General features: G+C 40.1%; 25 protein-coding genes. 16 read left to right on the top strand and 9 right to left on the bottom strand.

Going from position 1 to position 22363, the window contains the following annotated elements; all coding sequences use genetic code 11:
• Window positions 1-152: 152 nt before the first annotated feature.
• On the top strand, window positions 153-1001 hold the full coding sequence (locus tag JIG37_RS02920; RefSeq protein ID WP_054551585.1) for a DUF72 domain-containing protein: 849 nt from the start codon (window positions 153-155) through the stop codon (window positions 999-1001).
• Between the two features lie 22 nt (window positions 1002-1023).
• The gene (locus JIG37_RS02915; RefSeq protein ID WP_054551586.1) at window positions 1024-1518 is read left to right on the top strand and encodes a YgjP-like metallopeptidase domain-containing protein; all 495 of its coding nucleotides are present in this window, start codon (window positions 1024-1026) and stop codon (window positions 1516-1518) included.
• Window positions 1519-1555: 37 nt separating this feature from the next.
• On the opposite strand, the gene JIG37_RS02910 is transcribed toward JIG37_RS02915, so the two are convergent.
• From JIG37_RS02910 to JIG37_RS02900, 3 genes are all read right to left on the bottom strand, one after another.
• Window positions 1556-2572, bottom strand: a complete 1017-nt coding sequence (locus tag JIG37_RS02910; protein WP_199528668.1) for a DUF5924 family protein — start codon at window positions 2570-2572, stop codon at window positions 1556-1558.
• Between the two features lie 132 nt (window positions 2573-2704).
• On the bottom strand, window positions 2705-3007 hold the full coding sequence (locus tag JIG37_RS02905) for a hypothetical protein (RefSeq protein ID WP_138599711.1): 303 nt from the start codon (window positions 3005-3007) through the stop codon (window positions 2705-2707).
• A gap of 87 nt (window positions 3008-3094) precedes the next feature.
• The gene (locus JIG37_RS02900; RefSeq protein ID WP_199528667.1) at window positions 3095-3358 is read right to left on the bottom strand and encodes a hypothetical protein; all 264 of its coding nucleotides are present in this window, start codon (window positions 3356-3358) and stop codon (window positions 3095-3097) included.
• Window positions 3359-3701: 343 nt separating this feature from the next.
• Between JIG37_RS02900 and JIG37_RS02895 the strand changes: the two genes are divergently transcribed.
• From JIG37_RS02895 to JIG37_RS02885, 4 genes are all read left to right on the top strand, one after another.
• Complete coding sequence (locus tag JIG37_RS02895; RefSeq protein WP_199528666.1) at window positions 3702-4094, top strand: hypothetical protein; 393 nt, start codon at window positions 3702-3704, stop codon at window positions 4092-4094.
• Between the two features lie 258 nt (window positions 4095-4352).
• Window positions 4353-4478 carry a hypothetical protein gene (locus JIG37_RS22830; protein ID WP_267237894.1) on the top strand — a complete coding sequence of 42 codons (126 nt, stop codon included), beginning with the start codon at window positions 4353-4355 and terminating at the stop codon, window positions 4476-4478.
• Between the two features lie 12 nt (window positions 4479-4490).
• The gene (locus tag JIG37_RS02890; RefSeq protein ID WP_199528665.1) at window positions 4491-4970 is read left to right on the top strand and encodes a hypothetical protein; all 480 of its coding nucleotides are present in this window, start codon (window positions 4491-4493) and stop codon (window positions 4968-4970) included.
• Between the two features lie 12 nt (window positions 4971-4982).
• A complete protein-coding gene (locus tag JIG37_RS02885) occupies window positions 4983-5684 on the top strand; it encodes a hypothetical protein (RefSeq protein ID WP_199528664.1) in 702 nt (233 codons plus the stop codon).
• 151 nt (window positions 5685-5835) lie between these two features.
• Here JIG37_RS02885 and JIG37_RS02880 read toward each other — a convergent pair whose 3' ends face one another.
• Window positions 5836-6516 (bottom strand): DUF3334 family protein, encoded by a 681-nt coding sequence (locus tag JIG37_RS02880; protein WP_054551591.1) that lies wholly within the window; start codon window positions 6514-6516, stop codon window positions 5836-5838.
• A 118-nt stretch (window positions 6517-6634) separates the two neighbouring features.
• Here JIG37_RS02880 and cmoA point away from each other — a divergent pair, with 118 nt between their 5' ends.
• The 5 genes from cmoA (at window position 6635) to JIG37_RS02855 (ending at window position 11016) form a co-directional block, all read left to right on the top strand.
• The gene (cmoA, locus tag JIG37_RS02875; RefSeq protein WP_199528663.1) at window positions 6635-7360 is read left to right on the top strand and encodes a carboxy-S-adenosyl-L-methionine synthase CmoA; all 726 of its coding nucleotides are present in this window, start codon (window positions 6635-6637) and stop codon (window positions 7358-7360) included.
• 27 nt (window positions 7361-7387) lie between these two features.
• A complete protein-coding gene (gene cmoB, locus JIG37_RS02870) occupies window positions 7388-8356 on the top strand; it encodes a tRNA 5-methoxyuridine(34)/uridine 5-oxyacetic acid(34) synthase CmoB (RefSeq protein ID WP_054551592.1) in 969 nt (322 codons plus the stop codon).
• A 200-nt stretch (window positions 8357-8556) separates the two neighbouring features.
• Complete coding sequence (gene purM, locus JIG37_RS02865; RefSeq protein WP_054551593.1) at window positions 8557-9609, top strand: phosphoribosylformylglycinamidine cyclo-ligase; 1053 nt, start codon at window positions 8557-8559, stop codon at window positions 9607-9609.
• A complete protein-coding gene (purN, locus tag JIG37_RS02860) occupies window positions 9609-10256 on the top strand; it encodes a phosphoribosylglycinamide formyltransferase (RefSeq protein WP_199528662.1) in 648 nt (215 codons plus the stop codon). The genes purM and purN overlap by 1 nt, the downstream gene beginning before the upstream one ends.
• Window positions 10201-11016 (top strand): DUF3108 domain-containing protein, encoded by an 816-nt coding sequence (locus JIG37_RS02855; protein ID WP_082389175.1) that lies wholly within the window; start codon window positions 10201-10203, stop codon window positions 11014-11016. The genes purN and JIG37_RS02855 overlap by 56 nt, the downstream gene beginning before the upstream one ends.
• Window positions 11017-11031: 15 nt before the next feature.
• On the opposite strand, the gene JIG37_RS02850 is transcribed toward JIG37_RS02855, so the two are convergent.
• On the bottom strand, window positions 11032-11796 hold the full coding sequence (locus tag JIG37_RS02850) for a class II glutamine amidotransferase (protein ID WP_054551596.1): 765 nt from the start codon (window positions 11794-11796) through the stop codon (window positions 11032-11034).
• A 336-nt stretch (window positions 11797-12132) separates the two neighbouring features.
• Between JIG37_RS02850 and fadE the strand changes: the two genes are divergently transcribed.
• A complete protein-coding gene (gene fadE / locus JIG37_RS02845) occupies window positions 12133-14589 on the top strand; it encodes an acyl-CoA dehydrogenase FadE (RefSeq protein WP_054551597.1) in 2457 nt (818 codons plus the stop codon).
• Here fadE and JIG37_RS02840 read toward each other — a convergent pair.
• Together JIG37_RS02840 and JIG37_RS02835 are read right to left on the bottom strand one after the other, a co-directional pair.
• Window positions 14586-15680, bottom strand: coding sequence for a DUF6136 family protein (locus JIG37_RS02840; protein WP_199528661.1), 1095 nt, complete (start codon window positions 15678-15680; stop codon window positions 14586-14588). The two genes, fadE and JIG37_RS02840, sit on opposite strands and share 4 nt — an antisense overlap.
• Entirely contained in the window at window positions 15677-16267 is a 591-nt protein-coding gene (locus tag JIG37_RS02835) for an ATP-binding cassette domain-containing protein (protein WP_054551599.1), read from the bottom strand. Before JIG37_RS02835 ends, JIG37_RS02840 begins: the two co-directional genes overlap by 4 nt.
• 149 nt (window positions 16268-16416) lie before the next feature.
• Between JIG37_RS02835 and JIG37_RS02830 the strand changes: the two genes are divergently transcribed.
• From JIG37_RS02830 to JIG37_RS02820, 3 genes are all read left to right on the top strand, one after another.
• Entirely contained in the window at window positions 16417-18342 is a 1926-nt protein-coding gene (locus JIG37_RS02830) for a S9 family peptidase (RefSeq protein ID WP_194441617.1), read from the top strand.
• 303 nt (window positions 18343-18645) lie between these two features.
• A complete protein-coding gene (locus JIG37_RS02825; RefSeq protein WP_054551944.1) occupies window positions 18646-19083 on the top strand; it encodes a SulA-like leucine-rich domain-containing protein in 438 nt (145 codons plus the stop codon).
• A gap of 40 nt (window positions 19084-19123) precedes the next feature.
• Window positions 19124-19603: a YchJ family protein gene (locus JIG37_RS02820; protein ID WP_054551601.1), complete on the top strand. Its 480-nt coding sequence runs from the start codon at window positions 19124-19126 to the stop codon at window positions 19601-19603.
• On the opposite strand, the gene JIG37_RS02815 is transcribed toward JIG37_RS02820, so the two are convergent.
• Together JIG37_RS02815 and JIG37_RS02810 are read right to left on the bottom strand one after the other, a co-directional pair.
• Entirely contained in the window at window positions 19600-20424 is an 825-nt protein-coding gene (locus JIG37_RS02815) for an alpha/beta hydrolase-fold protein (RefSeq protein WP_194441618.1), read from the bottom strand. The genes JIG37_RS02820 and JIG37_RS02815 overlap by 4 nt on opposite strands.
• 2 nt (window positions 20425-20426) lie before the next feature.
• Complete coding sequence (locus JIG37_RS02810) at window positions 20427-21071, bottom strand: alpha/beta hydrolase (protein ID WP_235373737.1); 645 nt, start codon at window positions 21069-21071, stop codon at window positions 20427-20429.
• Between the two features lie 361 nt (window positions 21072-21432).
• Here JIG37_RS02810 and JIG37_RS02805 point away from each other — a divergent pair, with 361 nt between their 5' ends.
• Entirely contained in the window at window positions 21433-22320 is an 888-nt protein-coding gene (locus JIG37_RS02805; RefSeq protein ID WP_054551603.1) for a LysR substrate-binding domain-containing protein, read from the top strand.
• Window positions 22321-22363: the final 43 nt, after the last annotated feature.

The raw sequence follows: 22363 nt of genomic DNA, 5'->3' as shown, positions 1-22363 counted from the left end.
CAAAGTAATCATTTAAGGCAGAGCATTATACCCAAACCATCGCAAAATGCGAGTGCCAGCAGTGCCTGTCGGGGGCTAAATATATACCTCGACTTCTGAGCAAACATTTCTTTTGATACACTAGCTAAAGTTTAAATTTATTGGTTGGTTTAATGCTGTATTTAGGTTGTCCGCAGTGGTCTAGCACCGCATGGAAAGGAAATTTACTCTCTAGTCACTGTAAAAGCGCCGACATGCTCAGTGAGTATGCGCAATCTTTTAATTCAGTCGAGGGCAACACCAGTTTTTATGCTGATCCAAGTCATGAGTCATTATTGCGCTGGCATGATGCGGTACCCGAAGACTTTAAATTTACTTTTAAGTTTCATCGGCGTTTTAGTCACGAATTACAGCTGACGAATATAACTAGTGAGCTTAATGCGTGGCTAAACTTATTTGAGCCAATTTTTGCTAAAACGGGGCAAATTATGTTACAGCTACCCCGTGCCTTTGAACCAGATGCCCTACCCCTGCTTGCAAATTTTATTGCACAACTCCCCAAACAACTTAGTTACGGTGTAGAAGTACGTCACCCCGGCTTTTTTAATAAAGATGATGCTGAAATTCGTTTAAATCAGCTGTTAATTGAAAATAATATAGATCGCATCAGCATGGATACCCGCGCTTTATTTGCTGTTCCCGCCGATACCGATGCACTCATTGATGCGCAAAAGAAAAAGCCTTATTTACCTGTGCATGCCATTGCAACAGGAAATCAGCCTATGCTGCGCTTTGTGATTGCCAGTCTTGAACATGAATACAAGTCGTATTACCAGCCATGGCTGAAAAAAGTAAAACAGTGGCTTGATGAAGGAAAATCACCCTATTTGTTTTTTCATACCGCAGATAATCGCCAGTCACCACTTTTAGCAAGACAGTTTTGCCAAGATTTAGGTTACAATCACCCCGTGCTTGCACCTTTTATAGGTGAACGCGAAGCAAGCCAAAGCAGTTTATTTTAGCGCCCGATTTATCAGAGAAAACATGAAAGATTACAGCCGTTATTTTCAAGGTTACCCGCCTCAAATCATTGAGCAAGTGTTACAGCTATTTAATGGCGACAGGGCCGCAAAATACCTTAAAGGCAAATACCCTGATGCGCATAGCATTACCAGCGATAAAGCTTTATACAATTACGCCACTGAACTAAAAAAGCGCTACCTTAAAAATGCCCTGCCTTTTGGTCGTGCCGCATTCAAAAAACAAGGCGATATGGTCACAAATGCCTTAGGCACCCATACTTTTCGTATGCAAGGTAAAACCCGAAAACACGATCTTGCCATTAATAGCGACCTGCTTCGCGCACCTGAACCACTTCTCAAAGCACTCGTCGTACATGAGCTGGCTCACTTTAAAGAAAAAGACCACAACAAAGCCTTCTATCAACTTTGCTGCCACATGGAGCCGCAATATCATCAACTAGAACTAGATTTAAGAATATTCAGTGTGTTGGTAGGTGAAGGGAAAAATCCGTATTAAAACTATCAGCTAAAAACTGACGGCTGAAAGCTGACAGCTAAACTTCTGAAACCTCAAACCTTCTTTGCCCTATCAGCTGCCCAGACTCGGTAACCACTTTGACGACCCATTTCCCTGCAGCATTAGCAGGGAAATTCGTTTTATGGCTCCACGCTCGATAGCCCTCTTTACGACCACCAGAAATATCCAAGGCTATGCGGTCAACTTCTTTTCGATTATGCACCCAAACGTGGAAAATTTTTTCATTTAACCCTCGCGGTGCTTTTACCGCACTAAAACTATATAGACCGTTTTCATGTAAGCTCTGCTCAGTGAGTTCTGTTATTGGCGAAAGCGGTTTACGAGCCTGTGCATCTAACTGATATGACATACTCATATCGGTTAAACGCAGTGCCGCAGGTGGCACAAAGCTACGTAATTGCCAAAGCCCAGCACCTAATGTACAAAGCAATAACACCAACAACGGGAAACGCCACCATTTCGCATTGGGCATCAAATTGCCAAGACTGGGGACCGTTAAAATAACCGCTGTTATTAGTGCAATTTCAAAACTTTGGCTGGTCGTTAACTTTAATAAAATTGGTAAGGTAACCGACAGCACGACAAACAAAGAAAAGCTATGAAACACACTAAACCAGACACTGTGCCTTGCAAGCTTTTTATAATAAAGGGGGTCAACAACAGAAACGAATGCACAAAGTATAATTAAAGCGGTAAACGCGGCCTGACCATGGTCCCAGGTTGTCACTGCTAAGAAAAATGGTAAAGCAAAAAACAAACTTTCTTGCTGCACAACTTGCAGCGCAAAGCGCATCACATTAGGCGACACCGCCACACCAAAACGCTCCTCTACTTTATCTCTTAGCCAGTTATCTATTAACAACCACAACCAAGTGACTAATAACAAAATAGAGATAAGCTGCGAAAACGATTCTTTTCTTTCAACAAAGACATAGCTTGCCACACCACTACAAAAAGCCAACACCGCCATCAACCCCGGCCGCTTCTGCATCATGAAAACAAATTTAGTTATAAAGTTTTTTAAGTAATTCATGCAATCATCAAATCCATTTAAGGCTTTATGAGTAAAGCATAAATTGGATGAATGTAGGCTTTAAAACAAGCTTTAAGTTCAAAGCTTTAAGCTGTAAGTTTTGAGCCAAGACTAATTACTCAACTGTATCGATTATGAAGGTTCGTAAATAACAATTTGACTCAACCACCAGTTAAGTTCATCGTCAATTTGCCATGCCTCACATGAATTCAGATGTTTTAAAATTACCTGCTTATCAGACTGACAACACATAGCTTTTAATACAAGATTACCATTTTCCCAAAGTGTTGCTCTTGCTATAAGGCCATTGCCTTTAATTTCGATGTATTGAGCTTTAATTGGCTCACCCAATTGAGCAGAGAGAACCACCTTGAGCTTTTCAATTGTCAAAATTTTAGATTTTGAATTTCTCCAATTATCTAATTCTTGCAGCATTATTTTCCTCAACATAAGAATGTAAGCAATTGCTACCAAGCACTATTTTTATACCGAGGTAGCTTACAAGGCTCTTAACCTAATGAGTCAAAGCAAATTTCCGTTTAACTCATGTGAAATACCTAGGGTAAATTTGCCATACTCAGCTTGATCAGATTCGCTATATTCGAGCCAAAGTTGTTTTGCTTCTAACAAATCAGAAATATTATCAATCTCTCGGACTCCATTAAGTACAACATGTAGAGTCTCCGATTGAGTTTGGAATGTAACAAACACTTGAAACTCACTCCCAGCGCGTTTTAACTTCACTTCATTGACAATAACATCTTGGTATATGTGATTAAACTTCAATTCAATTGCCTATTGAGTTATTTCAGTAGATTAATTTATGTATTACACACCAAGACATTAACTTAATGAAAGCTGAAAAACCATATTTCAAACTTAGGGTTCAGTACCCTCAATTGAATTTCAGCGTTGAAATAAACTCAACATAGAACACTAAGTCTTATAGCCTTTTCAAAACAAAAAAACGCGGCCTGACCCGCACCTCTATTTTATCTGACGGCTGAAAGCTCATGTTAAATAAAAACACTTTTGACTATTCAATCAAACTTGGATAACTTCAGTCGAACACCTAAAATGCTTGAAATTATTTTTTCACAGTGGAGGGGTTGGAGAATAGAGGTAGATTATGCACGTTAAATTGAAATTCACTTTAATACTTTCTTTATCATTACTTTCTATTGGCTGCGCAAAAGCAGAGCAATGTGCAGAGTCAATGCAACTAGGTGAAACTACTTTTTATTCAGAGTGTCGAGGTGCTGAAGCAATTTCATCCAGTACTATACACTCATCAATGAGCCTAGATGAAGCATTCGAGATGATGTTGAATATTTTAGAGTCTAAGGGTGATATTCAAGCTTCAAAAAACGATTTATATGTTTCTATTTTTTCAATAATGCAGACAGAAAAATTTAATTTTAGAGTAACTTCTTTTCCTAACGGGATATTATTGGCTTCTGAGAATACTAGCGCAATTTATCTGAAAATAGATGAGAAAACATGGTTACAAAAGGTTCTGTAACGTACACATTAAAAAATGTTAAATTGCAACTTAAATCGCATTCCACCCTGCATTTATTTACTATTTAGCATTTTATAACAATACACATAACGCCACCCATTTATTGATTCAACAAACCTCGCATTAATATCAAATTAATAACTGAACCCAATATAAGCCCAATATACAATTGAAAAGTTAGTTTCCAGTTAATATTAAATCTTGTTAATAACTGAAATTAACTCCTAATAAAATAAAAGGTAAAGAAAGGAATATCTAATGCCATTAAATGCAAACGTAAAAACAGAGGTTATTAAAAATACTGAGAAGTTTGAAGGACGAGTTCCTCATTTGTATCTTGATACCAGAGGATTAGATACTGTGGGAATCGGTCATCTAATTTAAAACAAAGCAGCCATGGCATCAGTTGTCATGTATAAAAATAATTCAAACAACACGCTTGTGTTAGCTTCATTAGCTGAGAAGCAAGCTGAGTATGACTCGATAAAAAAGCAACCCTATGGCTTTAGTCGCAATGCAAATTTTTACAAATTGCATACAACTTTAATTATGAAAGACCATGATATAGTAGCGCAAAAAGAAAAACACATTTTAAAATTCTATAGTGAACTTACTAAATATTACACCACGTCTAATGGCTTCGCTAAAAGCTTTGATTTAATGCCCTATTCAGTACAGAAAGCATTACTTGATATGGTCTTTAATTTGGGAATAACAAAGCTGCGTACGCAGTATGTAAAAATGAATAACGCCATTAAGAAAGAAGACTGGATTGTTGCAGCAGTTGAGAGTAAAAGGGTTGGCATTTCAAGTTCAAGAAACAACTATGTCAGCAACTTATTCCTTTCTGCCCAAAAACAGTCAATCACACCTTAAGAGGTTAAAAGCATGTCTCAGCAATTATTACGTTTAGGAATATACGTTAGTGTTATTTTTACCTTGTTAAGCGCTTGCTCTACAAGCAACCAACCATCAAAACAACAGCAAAACATTGAAACTGCTTGGCTAAACCCTTTGATATTTGAACAACAAATCGAGACTAATGACTCTTTGGAGGATATCAAATTCAATATTGAGTTTACAGGAACTGACAAAAAGCCATTTTTTGCTAAAGGGTGCTCTTTTGTACTTCAAAGCGGCGATGATATTGTTGTGGACTGGGAGTATGACCGCTGGCAATGGCTTAAAGCCAACTGTGTGGGGGCAAATAGATACTTCAACGCACCAAAAACTGCCTATAGTTTCTGGCCTGAATTATTTGACTACGAAACAATTAAGCACCTTCCTGCTTCGGCGATTCCCAATTTAGGAGGCGAAAGTTTAGAAGGGCGAACTGGTAGTTTATCTTCTTACGATAAAAGCCTTACGTTCGTTGCAGCATCACGTGAAAACAGTATTTCGGTAGAGGTAGATGGTTTAGAGGTGCATTATACTCAAGTTGCACGTGCAGACTTTAATCATGATGGTTACCAAGATATTTTCATCCGTATGGATTGGTTTGTAAAAGATGCGTTTGGGAAAGGAACTGATTGGGTAGTACTAACTAAATTATCCTCAGTTGAAGATCCTATGTTGCTCTGGCGAAATTAGAAAATTAAATATGGATGTGTAATTTAGAATCTATAAACAAATCCACATTGAACTCAACAAACAATTTAAACACAAAAAAAGCGCGGTCTAACCCGCGCCTCTATTTTCTCTGACGGCTGAAGACTGATAGCTGACAGCTCAAGTCTTTGGGTTACAAACCAAGTTCTGCCATAAAATCATCATCTGCATCGTCTGCTTGTGATGATGCTTTTTGCTTTTCAGCTTTTTGTTTAGCTTCGTTTTCGATGATGTCATCCGGATCAACCGCTTCTGAAATATCAAAGTCATGTAGTTTAATAAATTCAGTTTTATCCATGGCTAATTCTAGATAGAAGATATTTTGCTTAGCTGTAGTGAAAGTCACACGGCGTGCTTGTGGTCTATCCATAGTAGTATCAACAGAGATTTGCACCTGTTTATTAATTGCCATCATCTTAGGTTGGTTTTGCGTGATAGAAGTATGCAGCTGGTCGCGTACTTTTGACGTAAAGTCACCAACGATTTGGTTCATCAGTTCGCCAAGTACGTTTGCCACATCATCTGATAAATGGCTTTGTGCAATTTCTTCTTCTGGCATTCCCATGTTACGCATGTAGTCATGGTAAATTTCCATGGCAGCTTGCGCTGTGAAGTTTGTTACCACAAGCCCGGTAAAGCCACCATCGAACAATACAAAACAGCCTATATCTGGACGCATACAGGTGCGGGTAATTTTTTGAACCATGGCAGAATAACTAATACTGTTACCGCTTGCTGAAGACAGAACTCCAGTCACAGAATGACACAGAGTTGATAAGATATCTTCTGTACTGATCACTTTGCTTTTTGTCATTAAACTTCTCTTTTTTGTACTTGTTATTGATAATTCTAGCCAAGCTACTGAATTTATCACTGACTATCCAGTTAAAAATGCTAAAATAGCGGTATTATTTTTTAAAGAGACTGTTCAAGTGACGCAAAAAGACAGTATTTATGCCACTGAGCAAGCGGTTAAAGACTTTAGCTTTGACCAACATGTAGTAGAAGTTTTCCCTGATATGATCCAGCGCTCGGTGCCAGGTTATGCAACTATTGTTAGCACCATGGGTAAGCTGGCTGGTGAGTACGCGCAAAGCAATTCAAACCTATACGACTTAGGCTGTTCTCTTGGTGCTGTAACTTTAAGTATGCGCCGCAATATTCGCACTGATAACTGTAATATTATTGCCGTCGATAACTCAGAAGCGATGGTTGAGCGCTGTAAATTACATTTACAAGGTTTTCGCTCTGAAGTGCCGGTCACGGTTACACTGGGTGATATCAACGATTTAGACATCGAGAATGCCTCTGTGGTTGCGATGAATTTTACACTGCAGTTTATTCCACCTGAAAAGCGCCAAGCGGTGCTTGAAAAGATTTACGCAAATTTAAAACCAAGCGGTGTTTTGCTGCTGAGCGAAAAAATTAGAGGTGAAAATGAGCAATGCGATAATTTGCTCATTGATTTACACCATGATTTTAAACGTCACAACGGCTATTCGGAGCTTGAGATCAGCCAAAAGCGTACGGCTATCGAAAATGTCATGCGCCCTGATCATTTATCTACCCACTTAAACCGATTAAGTGAAATTGGTTTTAGCCAAACGCAAGTGTGGTATCAATGTTTTAACTTCTGCTCGATGATTGCAATCAAGTAATCATCACAACGATATAAAGAGTATTTCATGTCTCAATGGTTTAACCAATTTTACGCTGCGATTGCACAAAGCCCGCTTAGCCACTGGCTCGAAACTTTGCCTGGTCAATTAAAACACTGGGAACTAGAAGCCAGCCACGGTGATTTACCGAAATGGCAAAAAGTGCTGAAAAACTTACCTGAGGTAAGCACAAACCATGTAAATCTTCAGGATAAAGTACAAATTGGCACCGGTGATGAGCTATCTGAAGGTCAGCAAAAACAGTTAACGCATTTATTAAAGCGCATGATGCCATGGCGTAAAGGCCCCTTTAGCTTACACGGTATCGAGATTGATACTGAGTGGCGCAGTGATTGGAAATGGGATCGTTTACTGCCTCATATCGAACCGTTAAAAGGCCGCACTGTGCTTGATATTGGCTGTGGCTCGGGTTATCACTTGTGGCGCATGCGCGGTGAAGGCGCAAATTTTGTGGTGGGTATCGATCCATCCGATTTATTTTTATGCCAATTCCAAGCGATAAAGCATTATCACCAAGATGAAAACGTGCATTTATTGCCGTTAGGTGTTGAAGCTCTGCCAGAGCTAAAAGCATTCGATACAGTTTTTTCGATGGGTGTTTTATATCATCGTCGTTCGCCTATCGACTTTTTAGCGCAATTAAAAGCACAGCTTCGTCCTGGTGGTGAGTTAGTCCTTGAAACACTGGTTGTTGAAGGTGATGAGCACACAGTTTTAGTGCCAACCGACCGCTATGCAAAAATGCGTAATGTATGGTTTATCCCAAGCACCGCGGCATTAAAACTATGGATGGAACGCGTCGGTTTTAAAGATGTACAAGTTAAAGACTGTGCAATCACAACGCTTGAAGAACAACGCAAAACCCAGTGGATGGAAAACGAATCATTAGTCGACTTTTTAGACCCTAATGACACCAGCAAAACCATTGAAGGTTACCCTGCCCCTCTGCGCGCTATTTTAACCGCGAAAGCTTAACAAATAGTGAGAAGTTTCGAGTTTCAAGGTTAAAAGTTCATTTGCCTGATACTTTTGCCTTGGAACTTGAAAACAAAAAACCGGACAACTGTCCTTGTCAAGTCGGTTAAAGTGATTTTTCAACTAGCCGCGCCAGTGCAATTGTTGTAAAATACGCGCGTTTCTAAGCAACCCACATGCAACTTTTTTGAGGAAAACCTGTGAGCGAACAAAAACAGTCTCTTAGCTATAAAGACGCGGGCGTAGATATCGATGCCGGTAATGCACTTGTTGAGCGTATTAAAGGCGTAGTTAAAAAAACCAGACGTCCTGAAGTAATGGGCGGTATCGGTGGTTTTGGCGCACTTTGCGAACTACCAACTGGCTATAAAGAGCCTGTACTGGTTGCTGGCACAGACGGTGTTGGTACAAAACTACGTTTAGCAATCGATCTTAAAAAGCACGACACAGTGGGTATCGACCTTGTTGCTATGTGTGTAAACGACCTTATTGTACAAGGTGCAGAGCCACTATTTTTCCTTGATTACTATGCAACGGGTAAATTAGACGTAGATACTGCGGCTGATGTTGTAACAGGTATTGGTAAAGGCTGTGAGCTTTCTGGCTGTGCATTAATCGGTGGTGAAACTGCTGAAATGCCAGGTATGTACGACGGCGAAGACTACGACATGGCTGGTTTCTGTACTGGTGTTGTAGAAAAATCAAAAATTATCGACGGTACTAAAGTTGCTGCAGGCGACCAATTAATCGCTCTTGCATCAAGTGGTCCTCACTCAAACGGCTTCTCATTAATTCGTAAAGTTCTTGAAGTATCTGGCGCAGACACGAGCGCTGAGCTTGAAGGCAAAACACTTGGCGATCACCTTTTAGAGCCAACTCGTATCTACGTTAAACAACTACTTGAGCTATTCAAGCAGGTTGACGTACATGCGTTATCTCACATCACGGGTGGTGGTTTCTGGGAAAACATCCCGCGCGTACTTCCTGAATCTGCAAAAGCAGTAATCAAAGGTGATAGCTGGGAATGGCCTGTTGTTTTCAACTGGTTACAAGAAAACGGCAACATCACAACACACGAAATGTACCGTACATTCAACTGTGGTGTAGGCATGGTTTTAGTTGTTCCAGCTGACAAACTTGAGCAAAGCTTAACAATCCTTAAAGATCTTGGCGAAAATGCATGGCATATCGGTGAGATCCAAGATGCGAAAGCAGGCGAAGAGCAAGTAGAAATTTTAGGTGGTCGTGACTAATGACCCCTTGTCGTCTTGTTGTATTAATTTCTGGTAGCGGTTCTAACCTTCAAGCCATCATTGACGCGTGTGCGCGTGGTGAGATAAAGGCCGAAATCGCCGCTGTAATTAGTAATAAAGCCGACGCCTATGGCCTTGAGCGAGCAAAAAATGCAGGTATACAAACACGTGTACTAAGCCATAAAGATTTTGACTCGCGCGAGGCCTATGATGCTGAGTTAATGGACATTATTGACAATTTTGAACCAAATCTAGTTGTATTAGCTGGTTTTATGCGTATTCTTACACCTAGCTTAGTGCAAAAGTTTAAGGGAAAAATGTTGAACATTCACCCTTCTTTGTTGCCTAAGTACCAAGGGCTGAATACCCACCAGCGAGCGATAGATGCAAAAGATGAGGTTCATGGTGTTAGTGTTCACTTTGTCACAGAAGAGCTAGACGGCGGTCCCGTTGTTCTTCAAGCCAAAGTGCCGGTACTCGAAAACGATACCGCAGAGACACTCGCACAACGTGTTCATCAGCAAGAACATATAATCTATCCGTTGGTGGTCAAGTGGTTCAGTGAACAACGACTCAAGATGGAAGCAGATTATGCAGTTTTTGACGAAAAGAAACTTCCTGCACACGGCGCGCACTACCCAGAATAAAAATCTAAGTGCCCTACTCGCTTGTGTGGGCACTTTATTACTTCCTACCAGTGTATTAGCTGGCGACCTCACTCAATACGAAGCCAAATACGATGTACTTCGTAAAGGCGAAACCCATGGTAAAGCAGTACGCGAGCTGAAAAAAGCCGCAGACGGTAACTACGTGATCACTTATCACAGTGAAATCGAATGGATGATTTTTTCAGACTCACGAAAAGAAACATCCATGTTTACTTATCATGATCAGAAAATTTCTCCGCTAAGTTACACTATGGAGCGTTCGGGCACCGGGCCTGATAAAGAGTACAGCTTAAAATTTGATGCTACGCAAAAGCAAGTTCAAAGCAGCCAAAGTAAATACCCTCTTAAAATTGATTGGTCAGATGATTTTCAAGATTCACTGTCTTATCAAGTGCAAGTACGCGAAGAGCTAAAACAAGGTAAAACGCAATTATCGTATCCACTGATTGATAAAAAAGGCAACCTTCGTAATTATGACTTTGAAGTTGTCGGCACAGAAATGATTTCGCTACCTATTGGTAATGTAGAAGCGATTAAAGTAAAACGATTATACGATAACGATAAGCGTCAAGCGCTTGCTTGGTTTGCCCCAGAAATGGACTACATGCTAGTTCGTATGTGGAAAGGTGAAAAAGGCGTAGAGCAATTTGAAGTGCAGCTCAATTCATTCACCGTGACCACACCTGTTAGTGTTCCAAATGAAGTGCAACAAGAAGTGAGTAATGAAGCGCCTGAGTAGCGCTTCATCTTTTATTTAAATCTTTTCGCCCATTTTAAACAGTGCAAACTCACCTGGCTCCATTTTCTGCCAGCGTTCATCATTGGTGAGCGGCCTTGTTGCAATCACAGTAACCACATCGTTCGGTGTGGTTTCTTTTTGAAAATCAATCACCATGTCTGCATCAATTAATGTCGCTTTACCAAACGGTGCACGGCGTGTGATCCAATGTAGGTTATTGGTGCAATAAGCTAAAACATAAACACCATCGGTAAGTAGCATATTAAATACGCCTTTCTCACGCAGCGTATGAGCAAGCTTTGCAGCATAACGAAATACAGACGCCATATTTGATGGGCGTTTAGGGTATTTTTCGCGAATTTTATCGAGCAGCCAGCAAAACGCCAGTTCACTGTCTGTATTCCCCACAGGTCGATAGTAATCTGGTTTTAAATCATGATAATTCGATAATTGCCCGTTGTGAGCATACGTAATTTCACGGCCCCATAACTCACGGGTAAATGGGTGGGTATTTTCAAGGCACACTCGACCACGATTACCTTGGCGAATATGGCTTATCACCGAAATACTTTTTATTGGGTAAGCTTTGACGAGTTTGGCAATTTCTGATTGGCAACTTGGCTCAGGATCTTTAAATGTACGACAGCCTTTGCCTTCGTAAAAAGTGATGCCCCAGCCATCTTTATGCGGGCCAGTATTACCACCGCGTTCTAATAATCCTGAAAAACTGAAACAAATATCCGTTGGTACATTGGCCGACATGCCAAGCAACTCACACATAGAACTCTTAACCTATAAAACTAATCGAAGGAAGGCATGATGGGCTGATCCCTGCCTGCGCTCATTGTTAAACATAGCGTTAAAGATGGCAACTGCTATGCTGAGATTTTCAGAACTATCTGAGCAATTCACAACTAATCGTAAGTATAACGGCGCTGATTATAAGTAATTACTCAACAATTCCTCATCTGCTGTAAATGTTTTTGCACTGATAGCCATTTTTAAAATAATAAAACTCACCAAACAAGCCGTTTTAATCCTTGTTCCCCTCTTGATAATTCGCTTTTCTAGCGCTACTCTAAAAGAGGTGGTCTGACCTCTATTAAGGAATAATCAATGACTCTCATATTTTTACTTGGTTTACTCGTGCTGCTTAGTATTGCGAGTTACCACAGAGCAAGCTGGAATACCTGCTTAGGTATTGCCGTTGCGACTTTACTTGTTGGCACATTTGCTGGCGCGTTTGGCGCAATTAGTTGGCTACTATTCTTACTTATCGCTGTGCCACTTTCTGTGACTGGCGTTCGTCAACAATACATCATTAAACCTATCTTCGCTGCTTTCAAAAAAGTAACCCCGACTATGTCGGATACTGAAAAATCAGCAATCGATGCCGGTACGACGTGGTGGGAAGCGGATCTATTTTGTGGTCGTCCTGACTGGAACAAATTACACCAATACCCAGCACCTAAACTGACTATCGAAGAGCAAGCGTTTATTGATGGTCCAGTTGAAGAAGTGTGCAGCATGCTAGATGACTGGCACGCAACTCACGAACTAACTGATTTACCGCAAGATGTTTGGCAATATCTAAAAGATAATAAATTCTTTGCCATGATCATCAAAAAAGAATTCGGCGGTTTAGAGTTTTCTGCTTATGCACAATCATGTGTACTGCAAAAGCTAACTAGTAAATCAACGTTACTTTCTTCTATCGTAGGTGTACCTAACTCATTAGGTCCGGGCGAATTACTTCAGCACTATGGTACTAAAGAGCAAAAAGATCATTACTTACCACGCTTAGCAAGTGGTCAAGAAATTCCATGTTTTGCTTTAACATCACCAGAAGCAGGTTCTGACGCAAGTGCAATTCCTGATTACGGTGTTGTTTGTAAAGGTCAATGGAACGGCGAAGAAGTTGTTGGTATTAGCCTGACATGGAACAAGCGTTACATTACTCTTGCTCCTGTTGCGACTGTACTTGGTCTTGCATTTAAACTACAAGATCCAGACGGTTTACTGGGTGATGACAAAGAACCTGGTATTACCTGTGCGCTGATCCCTACAGATACTCCAGGGGTCGAAATTGGCCGTCGTCACTTCCCGCTAAACGTCCCATTCCAAAATGGTCCTACTCGCGGTAAAGACATCTTCGTACCACTTGATTACATCATTGGTGGCCCGAAAATGGCTGGTCAAGGCTGGCGTATGCTTGTTGAATGTTTATCTGTTGGTCGTGCAATTACATTGCCGTCTAACTCAACAGGTGGCATTAAAACAATTGCGCTTGCAACAGGCTCTTACAGCCGTATTCGCCGTCAATTCCGTTTACCAATTGGTCAAATGGAAGGTGTTGAAGAATCAATGGCAAAACTTGCAGGTTACGCATATAGCTCTGATGCTGCAGTGAGCATGTCTACAGGGGCTGTTGACCTTGGTGAAAAACCATCGGTTGTATCTGCGATTATCAAATACCACTTAACTGAGCAAATGCGTGAAGCAACGATTCACGGCATGGATGTTCATGGTGGTAAAGGCATCATGCTTGGTCCAAACAACTACTTAGGTCGCGGTTACCAAGGTGCGCCAATTGCAATTACCGTTGAAGGTGCAAATATCTTAACGCGTAACATGATCATTTATGGTCAAGGTGCAATTCGTTGTCATCCATTCGTGTTAACTGAGCTAGGTGCTTGTGCAATTGAAGACCGCGAAGAAGCGCTTGCTGTATTCGATAAAGCATTAATGGGTCACGTTGGCTTTACTATTTCGAACCTTGTTCGTACTAAGTGGTTAGCATTAACAAATGCTCGCTTCACAAGTACACCATACAAAGACGAAACAGCTGAGTTTTATCGTGTTGCGTCACGTTTCAGTGCATCATTAGCATTAATGTCAGATATCAGCATGGCGGTATTTGGTGGTTCATTAAAACGTAAAGAGCGTATCTCTGCACGTTTAGGTGACTTACTAAGCTACTTATACCTTGTATCTGCAACGCTTAAACGTTACAACGACGAAGGCCGTAAAAAAGAAGATTTTGCGCTTGTTCAATGGAGCTGCCAAGATCACCTTTACCACTGCCAACGTGCACTCGCTGACTTAATCAATAACATGCCATCTGCACCACTACGTGCGATGCTAAAAATCATGTTATTCCCATTCGGTCGTCCAGTACGTAAGCCTACTGATAAGCTTGAGCACAAACTTGCTCACTTATTACAAGTACCAAGCGAAACTCGTAACCGTTTAGCTAACTACATTTATCTTAAAAACGAGCCACTTAACCTTGTTGGTCGTCAAGAGCAAACGCTTAAAGACATCCTTGAAGTTGAGCCTCTGTTTGACAAGGTATGCCGTGAAAAAGGCGTAAAACTGCCTTTCTTCCAGCTTGATAAAGTAGCGCAAATGGGCCTAGAAGCAGGCATTTTAAGCCAAGCTGAAGCCGACAAACTAGCTGCTGTTGAAAAAGCCCGTCTTGACGTTATTAACGTTGACGACTTTGACCCAGCAGACTTAGTTGCAGGTAATGTTGCCCGCGGCGAGAGCGATAAAAAAGCAGACGCCGCTTAAGCTAGCAAAACAATTCCAATTGTTATGAAAAACCAAACCAGCGCAAATTGCGCTGGTTTTTTTTGCGCTAAATATTGCTGCAATACACACCACACTGCCCCAATAGGGATGTAAATCAAGTTAGTGCCAAGCATGCTTATAACGACAATGAAAGCCACAGAAAAAAATATAAAGCTCGGTAAAAACTGGCTTAGATAAAACGGCTTATCTTGGTTATTGCTTTGAAAGAACAGCCGATATTTTTTAAAAACAGCCAAGCAATCGAACTGCAGCGAGCTTGTTAGCAACACGCATACTGAAAAAGCCAAAGCCAGTACCAAGTCGCTAAAGTCATTACGCACTGCAATTAGCTGTAATAAAGCGAGCAAGCATGCTAGCAAGACTGAACCACGCCATATTAAGCTCCAGCTATGCTGTATAAAGTAACTAAGCCAAAACAAAGCAAGCGAGTGTACTTTTAACTTATGACTTATTCTTACAGGTGGGAGTAAAATCGAACAGCCGAAAATTGCAATAAAACTTAGATAGTATTGCAGTGAAGTTAAACTAGCAGGCAGTAATACCAAGATAGAACTGAGTAATAAACTATAAAAAAGTGCACCTGGCCTATAAAGAACAAATACTCCACATAGCCACTGCAACAGCATAAACAGTATAAAATGAGGCACTTGTAGCCATTGCTTTAACGATAGGTCGACTGCTATTAGTAAACTGGCAATAAGCCAAGCATTACTTAACAGTAGTAACTTGCAGTCAACACATACTCGCCAAGAGGATTTATATAGACTTCGCTGAAATGCCCTATTTTGCTCATTTTTAATGGCTGGTGCCATGGCCCATAACATTACTGATTCAAGTAAAAGATAAATCACTGCTAATTTTGCACCGTAACCAGGTGCTGCATGGCTATCGACTATTTTACCAAGTCCTAAAAACAACAATAAAACCATACCAAGAAAAGCTGGGCCCAGTACCAGTGCAAACAACAAGCTAAAATTCTTTAACTGAGACAGCATGCTCTTGAGGGTGGTCGTATATGCTAAGTATCGAAAAGAAAGGAATGAGAAGTAACTTGCAAAGGAATTTATCATAGTGATGTGCACTCAAAACCGTGCTGTATAAACACCTCTGGTTCGTGGCTTGTAATGATAATTTGCCCATTAGGTTTATTATCAAGGTAGTCATCAAGTAAGGTCAGCAAAAATTTTATACTTGTTTGATCAAGTGCAGCACTCGGTTCATCTAATAGCAAAAATGGAGCTTGCTTTAAAAAAGCAGTTATAAGCTGACACTTCTTTTGATTGCCACTCGACAAAGCACTAAAGCGAGTATTGAGGTGCTCTTTAAAGTTAAATCCAGTAATGAGTTGCTCAGGCATATCTTTCTTTAACGCCTTGCAACTAAGTTCAATAACTTGTCGCGCAGTTAAAAAATCTGGCAGAGCAATACGGTCGCTAGCAATTGAAACAATGTTTTGCGGCGATTTTAATGCTTGATTATTATATAAAACCTGCCCTGATTGCGGCTTTTCAAGGCCAGCTAGCATCATCAATAATGTTGTTTTTCCTCTGCCATTGGCTGCCTGTAAACAAACTCGTTTACCTTGAAATTGCTTATTATAGTTTTCAAAAACGTGGGCTGAAGCAAAGCGCTTATTGAGGTTGTTAATTTCAATCATGTTTATTCCTTTAATAGTGAAAAAATAGTAACACACTCATATCTCTTATTAGTTACATGATTTGTAACAAATATCGAACGGGTAAAACTTGCGTTTAGATTATGAACAGGCAACACTTTAAAACGAAAAATTAACAAGGAATAATTACAATGAAACCGAGTTTTCAACTAGCAGCTGTTGCATGCGCACTTAGCCTTGCACTTGCAGGATGTTCACAATCAACCCCATCAACTAGCAGCACCGAAAGCGTGCAACAAAGCCAAACTGTTAAACAGTATGACGCTGAAACCTTTTTTGATACAACCTCAATCATGGGCAGCAGCTTTTCACCAAAAGGCGACAAAATACTCGTTAGCAGTGACGAAAGCGGTATTTATAGCCTATACGAAGTAGATATAAAAACCGCCAAAAAAACCCGCTTAACAGATTTTGAAGACAGTACGTATGCTGTGGCTTATTTCCCTAAAGATGAGCGCGTACTATTTACTAAAGACTCTGGCGGTAATGAGCGTTATCACATCTATGTTCGCGAAACAGACGGCACAGTTAAAGATCTTACGCCAGGTGAAGAAACCCGTGCAGGATTTGCAGGCTTCACAGAAGACGGTAAACACTTTTTTATAACCAGCAATCAGCGTGATGCTAAGTTTATGGACCTATATCGTGTTGATGCTAATAGCTATGAAGTAACGCCTGTTTATCAAAATACCATGGGGCTAGATGTCGGTGCGATCAGCCCTGACGGCCGCTTTATTGCTTTATCGAAAAACAATTCGAACAAAGACAGCGATGTATTTATTCTCGATACGCGTAAAAAAACACTGAAACCAGAGCTCATTACCCGTCATGACGACGACGCTAAATATGGCCCAGAAACCTTCTCAAGAGACAGTAAATCATTATATTACTCAACCGACGCCAAAGGTGAGTTTGCAGAGGTGTGGCGCTATGACTTAACGACCGGCGAGCACAGCCCTGCCCTCAAAGATGAGTGGGATGTGAGTTTTATCTACTTCTCTAAATCTGGTCGTTATCAAGTAAGCGGTGTTAATGCTGACGCAAGCACTAAAGTGTCGATAATTGATACCACCACAGGTAAAGGTATTGCCATGCCATCGCTGCCAGCTGGTAACTTACGTGGTGTGAACTTTTCAGCTGATGAAAAGACCATGGCGTTTTATTTAAATTCAGATACCTCACCAAGTAACCTATTTGTTTGGCAACTCGGAGAATCAAAAGCTAAACAGTTAACCAACACATTAAGTGATGCAATTAATCAAAATGACTTGGTTGAAAGCACAATTGTGCGCTTTAAAAGCTTTGATGGTTTAGAAATCCCCGGGGTTTTATATAAGCCTAAGCAAGCTAACAGCAACAACAAAGTACCAGCTTTAGTTTGGGTGCACGGCGGTCCTGGCGGCCAAAGTCGTACAGGCTATAGTGCAATGCAGCAGCATTTAGTCAATCATGGTTATGCCATTTTTGCAGTTAATAACCGTGGCAGCTCAGGCTATGGTAAAACCTTCTTCCATTTAGATGATAAAAAGCATGGCACTGACGATTTACAAGATATTGTTTACGGTAAAAAACACCTGCAAAGCCTAGATTGGGTTGATGCTGATAAAATTGGCATCATGGGGGGCAGCTATGGTGGCTTTATGACCGCCGCAGCTCTTGCCTTTGAACCTGAAGAGTTCAAAGTAGGCATTAATATATTTGGTGTAACAAACTGGGTTAGAACCTTAAACTCGATTCCACCATGGTGGGAAAGCTTTAAAAAGGCGCTGTATGATGAAATGGGCGACCCAGCGACAGACGGTGAACGTCACCGTGCCATTTCGCCACTATTTCATGCTAAAAACATCACCAAGCCATTAATGGTGATCCAAGGTGCTAACGACCCTCGAGTTTTACAAGTTGAAAGCGATGAACTTGTTGCCGCTGTAAAGGCAAATGGTGTGCCTGTCGAATATGTATTATTTGATGATGAAGGCCATGGTTTTACTAAAAAAGAAAACCGCATAAAAGCCTCAAATGCATACCTTGAGTTTTTAAATACCTACTTAGATAAATAGCAAAATTGCAAAGATAAAGAGCCGGTATGATGCCGGCTTTTTTTATGCAAAACACCTGTATAGATTCAAAATTTTACAGTTTACACAGTACTGTATAAAATACTGTATATCTTTACTGGTAAATTTTTCACCTTTTCCAATCATCAAAATAAAACCGTAAAGCACTGTTTAATAACAATTAAATTATTTTGACTAAAATTAAACTGAATCATTGGTTAAAAAATAGCAAAAAAGTACTTGCGCAAAAACACTGTATAAACTACTGTATACACATACTGTATAAACAACCAGTGAGTGAAAGTTATGTTACAGCCAATTACCTTAAGAACAGTTAAAAGCTACCAACAAGATAACGACAAAGCGTCTGTTAATTTAATTCAAATTGAAGACGAAATTTCAGCAACTTTTGAGCTGTTAAAAGTATTGCATCATTACAATAGCCAAAATGCATGGACACTATTAATTGCTCCTGATCATGTTCCTAGTAAAGCCTTACTAGATTCATGTTCGATTGATACCAGCAAACTTCTTGTGATCAGACAAAAACATTTAGTTAATCTTGAGTATGTTCTTAGTTCAGCATTACATAACGGTAATTTTGCTGCTGTGATCACATGGACAGATATTGTAAACAATCATCAACTTGATTCGATGAACTTAAACCTTGAGCAGGCATCTGCTAAATTTTATTGTTTTACAAAAAGCGCTCAATTAAACAATTTAGTACCGCAGCCACAATAGGCTTGTTAAAATAACAATTTATAGTTTTAGGTAAGTTGTTATGACATCACTCACACACTCCCTTTGTCCTTGTGGCAGCGAATCGACTTACGAGCTTTGCTGCCAGCCTTTTCATACAGGTGCAAGCCAAGCTGATACGCCAGAGCAACTTATGCGTTCTCGTTTTAGTGCTTACGCACTAAAAGATGCAAAATATGTATTTAGTACCTATGCACAAAGCCAGCAAGCCGCTAACCCTGTTCGCGAAATTAAAGATTTTGCTAATAGCTGCCGTTTTACCAAGCTAAGTGTTTTAGATACTGAACATAACGAGCAAGAAGGTTTTGTAGAATTTAAAGCTAATTACTTTTATCAAAACTTGTATTGTGAGTTACACGAGAAGTCGCGTTTTATTAAAGAAGATGGCCTATGGCGTTACCTAGACGGTGATATAACGCCAGTTGCAGATATTAAAATAGGCCGTAACGACGAGTGCCCTTGTGGGAGCGGCAAAAAATATAAAAAGTGTCACGCTCTTTAGTTACCATTAACCTGGTAAATCCAGTCTAAGGCTTGGGTAATCGTTGTTGGGAATGCGGTTGCATGGCGTGCCTGAGGAATAACAAATAAATTTGTTATAACCAGCGCGCCGCTTTGTTTATTAATTTTAGCTGCTAATTGCCTTGCGCCCGACACCATTTTTTCACCTTCGCTTTCTTCAAGTTCACCCACTGCGATGTAAACTTTTGTTGTGTTGGCAGCTGGTTTTACAGCCATAGCTAATATTGAGTTTTCTTTAAACCACACTGAAGGACTGCCGATAATATAATTTGAAAAAAGCGAAGGCTCAGTGAATAAGGTATAAGCCGCAAATAAACCGCCAAGTGAGTTACCGACTAACGTACTTTTTTGGGTTGTTCTGTAGTGAGCCTCAATATGAGGCAATACAGTATGTTTTAGGTAGTTTAGATACTGACTTGCTCCGCCTGTTTTACGCTGCCAATTTTTATCTTCAAATGGCGTATAGTCATAAATACGGCTATTGAGCCCAGATACACCTTTTTGATATCCAACTGCAACGATAATTACCTCCTCTATAGCCACCGAATTCATCATAAAGCGACTAGCACCAGAGGCAATTGGCAAACTGTAGTTTGCATCTAACAGGTAAACAACTGGGTGGCGCTTCTGGTTCTGCTTTTGGTAGCTGCGTGGCAATTTAATCGTAATGGGGTATTCGTTTTTGGTATGTTTATCTTTAAGTAACACAGTATTAGTACGTGGCAAAGTAAACGGCTCAGCATTGCTTACAGAGCTCACACTCAAAAAACTGATCACAATAACTAACAGTAAATAAGGCATAGTTAATCCTTTAGCCACTTCTTAATTGGTAACAGCCACTCATCTTTTGGTTTATAAAATGCGCCATGGGAGAGCCCTGTATTAATGCTTATTTCTTCGAACTTGGTTACGTCACTTCTATCAATTAAAAATTGGCAAGAGCCAACCTGATCTGAGCGCTCAAAGATAGAATACACTTTGCCATAAGCCTTAACTGATGTGTGATTTTTTATAAGGCCTGCACAACCTGCCAATATAATTAAGTTAATATGTGTACGTTTAAGTTCATTAGCCGCCAGGATCGACAATGCCCCGCCCCGTGAAAAACCAACCAAACTAATGTTCGACTCAGCAACACCGACACTGATCAATGCTTCAACATCTGCAGCGAGTTTTTTCGCAAACGTAAATGGCTCAGTACCTTTTGGCCTGTGATAGGCAATTAAATGATAGCTTTCATCTGCCAGTGCTTCTTTTACAGCCACAAAATCATAAACCCCAAAGGTTTTGTGAACAGGCTTAGGGTTTGTCCCTTCAACGATAAAACCATGTGAATAAAAAACGTAGTGACCATGCGGGTCAATCTCTGTAGGAAACTGGCTGTAAATAGTGCCAGCGCAAACAGGCAAAACCCAGCATGCACAGAGTAAAATTACGGTACGTATCACAAGCATTCCTTTAAAAATCACGTTACACCTAATAGAAGATAATAACACCTAAAAAATAATATCTTAGCAAACAACTAAACCCTACTCTCAGTAATTTTAATTAAATATCAAATTACTAATCGCAAGCTGTATCACGATTTAAACTGCAAGTTTCAACTTGAGGTAAATTCATGGAATTTCATAGTTAAACTACAAAAAACCTTATGACAACGCTGTCAATTATTTATAAAAAGGCGTATTGTAAAAAAGCAGTTAAAATAACCACATATTTTAGACGTCTAGACGTTGAAAAAATAAATTCTAAGGCGTAGTATGTTCGTAATCTGAGTTAGACTCACATTTTCCATGAGATTTTTTAAAGATGATTGATATAAAGCACCTAAAAACCATAGCGACCCTTAAAGAAACAGGCTCTTTGGTCAATACCGCCCGTGAGTTGTTTTTAACTCAATCGGCTTTATCGCATCAAATTAAAGATCTCGAGAATAAGTTAGATTGCCAGCTGTTCGAACGTAAAACACAGCCTGTGCGTTTTACTCCGCAAGGTATGCTACTTCTGGAGCTTGCTAATGAAGTATTACCTCGTGTTGAGGCAACAAAATGTCGGTTAAAAGAAAGCCTTAACCAGCCAATCTCAAATTTACGTTTAAGCGTTGAGTGTCATGCCTGCTTTCATTGGTTGCTCCCAACCATCAAAGAATTTAATAATTTTTGGCCTGATATTAAAATTGATTACGAGCGCGGCTTTAGTTACGACGCCATTCCAGATTTAATTAATGATGAATTAGATCTAGTGCTGACTTCTGATATTCGTGAACCCGATCAACTTGAGTATGCTCACCTGTTTGATTTTAAATTAAAACTAATCGTTGCACCGGATCATGAGCTAGCAAAAAAAGCCTATGTCACCGCCCTTGATTTAAAAAACGAAACAATTATTTCGTACCCTATTCCCCGTGAGCGCCAAGACATCTTTAAACATTTTATTCAAAATGCACGCTTTGATGGCACGCTTAAAACGGTTGACCAAGGCTTATTGATATTTCAATTAGTGAGTGCAGGTATGGGGGTTGCAGCATTACCAGACTGGCTAGTCACTCCTTATGAAAGCCAAGGACTCATTAAGTCTATTCCGTTAGGTGCACTAGGCCTTACTCGCCCTATGTATTTAGCGATGAAAAAGAATATGAAAGATAACCCAGTTTATCGCCACTTTTTAAATACGTGTAAGCAAAATAACGGTCGCTAAAACAAGGCAAAATAACTAACATAGCTGCATAAATTACTAATAA

Source organism: Pseudoalteromonas sp. bablab_jr010, from assembly GCF_016464105.1.
GTDB classification, from domain to species: Bacteria; Pseudomonadota; Gammaproteobacteria; order Enterobacterales; family Alteromonadaceae; genus Pseudoalteromonas; species Pseudoalteromonas simplex.
The sequence above is the reverse complement of the archived record's forward strand: the minus strand, read 5'-3'. Positions and strand labels throughout refer to the sequence as shown.